Consider the following 5,415-nt stretch of genomic DNA (forward strand, 5'->3'; position numbering starts at 1 on the left):
TCAAGGCCGAATTTGAAGTCTTTTCTGAACGAAACCCCCTACTATCTGTTGTCAAGGTTCAGTTTTTAGCTTGGTTATCGCTTTTTCCATTTTAGCTTAAAGCCGTCCTCAAAGGACGGCTTTAAGCTAAATTTTCGATAAAGCTATACAATGCCTATTAATACTAGAGTATTAACCGTTTAGCCAAACGATTCGGCAACTGCCAATAAACCCTAGAAGCGATATTTCTCGTGAAAACCGACAGTCTCTTTTACCAAATATTCCTGCGCTTTCCCGACAGTTTCTTTGACTTAATCGGACAACCGCAACCGGTCGCAGCAAACTATCAATTCACCTCCCAAGAGGTGAAACAACTCTCTTTCCGTCTCGATGGCTTATTTGTGCCACTCAGAGAAGATAGTCAGCAACCCCTCTACCTAGTGGAAGTGCAGTTCCAACCGGACGACACCCTCTACTATCGACTTTTTGCGGAATTGTTCCTATTTTTAAAACAATATCGACCACCTCACCCCTGGCAAATTGTCGTCATTTATCCCCATCGTGGGGTGGAACGGGAACAATCCCTGCATTTTGGCGAAATCCTCAATTTAGCAAGCGTTAGACGCATTTATCTCGATGAATTGCCCCACAATCCCTCCTTAGGAATCGGTGTGATTAAATTAGTAGTAGAGTCGGAAACAGAAGCGGTGAGAACTGCTCAAACCCTAATCGAGCGGACCAGAGAAGAAATCACCGACCAGTCCAGTCAACGGCAGTTAATTAACCTCATCGAAAGTATCATTATTTACAAATTACCCCAAAAAAGTCGCGAGGAAATTGAAGCTATGTTTGAACTAAGTGATTTAAAACAAACGAGAGTCTATCAAGAGGCACTGGCCGAAGGAGAAGAACGGGGTCTAGAACGGGGTCTAGAACGGGGTCTAGAACGGGGTCTAGAACGGGGTCTGCAAGAGGGAGAACGTCTGGTGGTGGAAAACCTGCTCCGAGTCCGTTTTGGTGAGTTAGACCCACCACTGCAAGCTATTATCAGCCGGATTTTACAATTGTCCCCAGAAGAATTTACCCCTTTACTCCTACAGTGTTCCAAGCAGGAACTCTTAAAGCGATTTTCCCCAGAAAAGTCGCGAGGAAATTGAAGCTATTACCACCCTTATCAAGGGTAGGGGACTCTCTTGGATTTGGTGAGTAAAATGTATTCTAAGATACATTCCTCCTAGCGAGGGGGTGGAACGAACCACAAAGACACAAAGGACACAAAGATTGATCGATCCTATGTAAGTTAAACTTATCACACAGAACCTAGAAGAGCCGGTAGGGTTAATTCATGAATTAACCCTACTATGAGAGTTGATTGATGAATTAACCTACTACTTCCCCCAGAAAAGTCGCGAGGAAATTGAAGCTATGTTTGAACTAAGTGATTTAAAACAAACGAGAGTCTATCAAGAGGCACTGGCCGAAGGAGAAAAACAAGGTCTAGAACGGGGTCTAGAACGGGGTTTAGAACGGGGTTTAGAACGGGGTTTAGAACGGGGTCTGGAACGGGGTCTAGAACGGGGTCTGCAAGAGGGGAAACGTTTGGTGGTGGAAAACCTGCTCCGAGTCCGTTTTGGTGAGTTAGACCCAGAAATTCAAGCTATTATCAGCCGGATTTTACAACTGTCCCCAGAAGAATTTACCCCTTTACTCCTACAGTGTTCCAGAGAAGAACTCTTAAATCAATTCGGCAATTGCCAATAAACCCTAGAAGCGAGATTTCTCGTGAAAACTGACAGTCTCTTTTACCAAATATTCCTGCGCTTTCCCGACAGTTTCTTTGACTTAATCGGACAACCCCGGCAACAGGCAGAAAACTATCAATTTACCTCCCAAGAGGTGAAACAACTCTCTTTCCGTCTCGATGGCTTATTTGTGCCACTCAGAGAAGATAGTCAGCAACCCCTCTACCTAGTGGAAGTGCAGTTCCAACCAGATGACAGCTTATACTATCGACTTTTTGCGGAATTGTTCCTGTTTTTAAGGCAATATCAACCACCTCACCCCTGGCAAATTGTCGTCATTTATCCCCATCGTCGGGTGGAACGGGAACAATCCCTGCATTTTGGCGAAATCCTCAATTTATCGAGCGTTAGACGCATTTATCTCGATGAATTGCCCCAAAATCCCTCCTTAGGAATTGGTGTGATTAAATTAGTAGTAGAGTCGGAAACGGCAGCGGTGAGGACTGCTCAAACCCTAATCGAGCGGACCAGAGAAGAAATCACCGACCAGTCCAGTCAACGGCAGTTAATTAACCTCATCGAAAGTATCATTATTTACAAATTACCCCAGAAAAGTCGCGAGGAAATTGAAGCTATGTTTGAACTAAGTGATTTAAAACAAACGAGAGTCTATCAAGAGGCACTGGCCGAAGGAGAAGAACGGGGTCTAGAACGGGGTCTGGAACAAGGTCTGGAACGGGGTCTCGAACAGGGGGAACGTCTGGTGGTGGAAAACCTGCTCCGAGTCCGTTTCGGTGAGTTAGACCCAGAAATTCAAGCTATTATCAGCCGGATTTTACAACTGTCCCCAGAAGAATTTACCCCTTTACTCCTACAGTGTTCCAAGCAGGAACTCTTAAACCAATTTCCCCCAGAAAAGTCGCGAGGAAATTGAAGCTATGTTTGAACTAAGTGATTTAAAACAAACGAGAGTCTATCAAGAGGCACTGGCCGAAGGAGAAGAACAAGGTCTAGAACGGGGTCTGGAACAAGGTCTGGAACGGGGTTTAGAACGGGGTCTAGAACGCGGTCTCGAACAGGGGGAACGTCTGGTGGTGGAAAACCTGCTCCGAGTCCGTTTTGGTGAGTTAGACGAGGCACTGCAAGGGATTATCAGCCGGATTTTACAACTGTCCCCAGAAGAATTTACCCCTTTACTCCTACAGTGTTCCAGAGAAGAACTCTTAAATCGATTCGGTGTCCTTCGAGAATAACCGAAAAAAGACCATCCTGAAAAAGGATGGTCTTTTACCAAGAATTAACTCGGATTCGTCTGCTTACTGGAAATTAAGCGACGATAGCAAAGTTGCTGGCATTTAAATTCACTGCCAAAGTAGAGGTTGCAATAAGAACAGTACCAACGCTGAAGTTACCATCAGCATCGTAGAACAACTGCTTGTTGGTTGTGTCGTAACCAAAGCGCACATTGCTGGTGGCGGTCTGATTAGCCGTGAGGTTCGCGAAGATATCCACGAGGATTGTATTAGCACTGTTAGTTGCACCTGCCACAGTACTGACCGCCAAGGTGGCCCCCACTGCTGGAGCGCCGGCAAAGGCGGCATTACTTAGGGCGAACACATCGTTATTATTTGCTACTGCCGTGAAGTCCTTGATTACAACGCCATTACCAGGAGCGGCTTTATTCAAGACGAACTGGTCGTTACCACCGCCACCAGTTAGGGTATCTATACCACCGCCACCAATAAGGGTGTCGTTCTTGGCACCGCCTTTCAGGGTATCGGCTAATGCACCACCAGTAATCTTGAAGGAACCATTGGTTTCAAAGGTACCATCAAAGTCTAAAAATTTGGTGGTGAAGGAAGAAGCATCAACAGTTAAGGTCGCACCACTTGCCACAAGGGTGTCCACAGTGGCGATTGTGGTGTCAGTGGCGGCTTGTTTAAAGATAATCGTCTCAACGTTGGTAACACCATTAATAGCAGCAGGAGTCGCACCAACTTTAACGGTTAAGGTGTCATTACCATCGTTTCCATTGAGGGCAACACCATTAATCTGATCTACGGCAGCCGTCAAGGTGAAGGTATCATCGCTCTTACCGCCGACAATCTGGGTTATATTACTGCCAGCGCCGAGATTCAGGGTCAGTTTCCCGGTAAAGTCAGTGGCATCCAAACGATCAGTGGCAGCCGTGACGGTAATATTGCCGTCAATGGTCAGGTTTTTATCGCCTGAAATCACAAAGTTGTTACTTCCCGCCACACTCTTTATTGTATATAGGGCTGCGTCACTATTTTTGAGAACACTATCAGCTTTGACAACAATATTGACATTAGCCTCGGAGTTCTGGTCAACAATAGTCGTCCCAGCAACAGTACCATTCAGGTTAACAGTCGAAGCTTTTGTTATATCGCCGAGTTTGAGAGATAGCTGATTGGCATACCCAGCCGCCAGAGTCAAGGGGAATTTTTCGGCGGTGTTAACCTGCAAGTCACCGGACTTGATAACGAAACTCTTGACTCCAGAGATGTTGACAATATCAGCTATAGCACCGTTCGACCCAGTGAACTCAATAGTCTCAATGTTAGCAATGTTTGGGGTGATAGCAGCCAGAGGAAAAGTCGGGGCAATAATCTGGGCGGTCAGCACGTCGTTGTCACTGTTGCTGGGGTCTTGAATGAAACTACCTTGCAAGAATGTTAAAGCCGCAACCGTGTTATTGGAGGCAGTCAAAAACTGACCTAGCGGGGCGACTTTAGAGCTGGCAGAAGCGGTGAGAACTGCCCCATTTTCTAACAAGGTGAAGGTAGTTCCCGTACCGCCGCCACCACCAGCGATAAATTGAGCAATTTGTGCGTTAGCCGCCGTTACGCTAGCGGCATCGGCAGTGACCGTATTCACAATGACCCAGCCACTACTATACTGGGCTGAGGTAAAGGTGGAGGAGCCATCAGCCGCCATGGCAACCGCGAAGTTTTCTGCTACCTGAGCGCGGTTCGTCAAAGCCTGTTGGCGTGCGGCGGGGGAGTACTGATTTAAAACGACTGGAAAATCAAAAATCGCCTGGGGGGAGGACACAAGATAGGTATCAGCCCAGTAGGTTAATTCTGCCGCCGGAATGTCGGCCGCAGCAATCCCGTAGAGATTTTGGAAAGCTTGGGTGACATAATCACGACGAGCCGCCGCATTCTGAGACAGCACCGTAGGGGACGCTAACATCGGATAGGCTGTCTTGGCTGCACTAGAGGTAGAAAATGCCTGCACCGCTTGCTCCCAAGAAACTGCCTGACCTGCGGGACTCGCCCAATAGGTAAGGTCAGAAGCCGACGGGGGCAGCTTGGTGTACATCAAGGACAGAGCAATGATTGAAGATTGGGGAATAGCCATAATTTTGTTACCTAAAACTCCTCACACTAGGACAGGAAACGATTTTAAAAATCAAAGAAGCTGCAAGCGTCTTTGAAGCATCACAACCAATCATAGGGGAGGCATTATCATTTGTCAAGCAGAACTAGAGCAATGGGAGCCAGAGTTAAATCCACTTTTTTTCGATACCGTGTTACCGAAGATACCAGTGATTTGACATCCTCGCCGCCGTAAAACGGACGGCGATTCCTCACCACGCCACTTTTTTAGGGTGGTCGCGTCAACGGGGTTGACGCAGATAGCGAAAAACGCTTAATTGCTTAAGTCTGAC

General features: G+C 46.9%; 5 protein-coding genes. 4 read left to right on the forward strand and 1 reads right to left on the reverse strand.

Going from position 1 to position 5,415, the window contains the following annotated elements:
* The first annotated feature begins 230 nt into the window (after positions 1–230).
* From EWV84_RS16065 to EWV84_RS16080, 4 genes are all read left to right on the forward strand, one after another.
* Positions 231–1,136, forward strand: coding sequence for an Rpn family recombination-promoting nuclease/putative transposase (locus EWV84_RS16065; protein WP_287078811.1), 906 nt, complete (start codon positions 231–233; stop codon positions 1,134–1,136).
* Positions 1,137–1,404: 268 nt separating this feature from the next.
* The gene (locus EWV84_RS16070) at positions 1,405–1,740 is read left to right on the forward strand and encodes an RpnC/YadD family protein (protein ID WP_158202527.1); all 336 of its coding nucleotides are present in this window, start codon (positions 1,405–1,407) and stop codon (positions 1,738–1,740) included.
* 21 nt (positions 1,741–1,761) lie between these two features.
* Positions 1,762–2,655 carry an Rpn family recombination-promoting nuclease/putative transposase gene (locus tag EWV84_RS16075; protein WP_287078812.1) on the forward strand — a complete coding sequence of 298 codons (894 nt, stop codon included), beginning with the start codon at positions 1,762–1,764 and terminating at the stop codon, positions 2,653–2,655.
* Between the two features lie 4 nt (positions 2,656–2,659).
* Positions 2,660–2,974: an RpnC/YadD family protein gene (locus EWV84_RS16080; protein ID WP_287078813.1), complete on the forward strand. Its 315-nt coding sequence runs from the start codon at positions 2,660–2,662 to the stop codon at positions 2,972–2,974.
* A gap of 73 nt (positions 2,975–3,047) precedes the next feature.
* Here EWV84_RS16080 and EWV84_RS16085 read toward each other — a convergent pair whose 3' ends face one another.
* Positions 3,048–5,105 (reverse strand): beta strand repeat-containing protein, encoded by a 2,058-nt coding sequence (locus EWV84_RS16085; protein WP_287078814.1) that lies wholly within the window; start codon positions 5,103–5,105, stop codon positions 3,048–3,050.
* Between the last annotated feature and the right edge of the window lie 310 nt (positions 5,106–5,415).

Origin of the sequence: Microcystis sp. M_QC_C_20170808_M3Col (assembly GCF_007095505.1) — a bacterium.
Lineage (GTDB): Bacteria > Cyanobacteriota > Cyanobacteriia > Cyanobacteriales > Microcystaceae > Microcystis.